Raw genomic sequence first — 441 nt, 5'->3', positions numbered from 1 at the left:
AGCTTAATAATTTAATACTGAGTTTATCCTGAGTTGCCAAAGACAACCTAAGTGGGCAGGGAACCCATGATAAAGGATAACAAGGAAGACTTTACTCGCATTGAAAACCAGTATTGAGACAAATTTTTTGATAGTACATTGAAGGAATATTAATTATGAACACATTAAATAAAACATTAGCACTTATTGCACTGGCATCTTCATCAGCGGCGTTTGCTGCTACCGATTTTGATACGCTAGATGTTGATGGGAATGGAGCTCTGAGCCAGCAAGAAGCATCAATGGGTGGTATTACATCTACAACATTTGCAGAGCTTGATACTGACCAAAACGGTGAGTTATCAAAAGAAGAGTTTTCAAAAGCTTAATAATTTAATACTGAGTTTATCCTGAGTTGCCAAAGACAACCTAAGTGGGCAGGGAACCCATGATAAAGGATAA

1 protein-coding gene is annotated in these 441 nt (G+C 37.4%); it reads left to right on the top strand.

Annotated features, from left to right (window positions below; translation table 11 throughout):
- Nucleotides 1–155 precede the first annotated feature (155 nt).
- The gene (locus H5183_RS21490) at nt 156–368 is read left to right on the top strand and encodes a calmodulin (protein WP_145241752.1); all 213 of its coding nucleotides are present in this window, start codon (nt 156–158) and stop codon (nt 366–368) included.
- Nucleotides 369–441: the final 73 nt, after the last annotated feature.

Source organism: Pseudoalteromonas sp. SR44-8 (assembly GCF_014163635.1).
Classification (GTDB): Bacteria; Pseudomonadota; Gammaproteobacteria; order Enterobacterales; family Alteromonadaceae; genus Pseudoalteromonas; species Pseudoalteromonas rhizosphaerae.
The sequence above is the reverse complement of the archived record's forward strand: the minus strand, read 5'-3'. Positions and strand labels throughout refer to the sequence as shown.

What these genes read in the sequence shown, in the direction of transcription:
- H5183_RS21490 (WP_145241752.1), top strand. Translation starts at nt 156, where the DNA reads ATGAACACATTAAATAAAACATTAGCACTTATTGCACTGGCATCTTCA.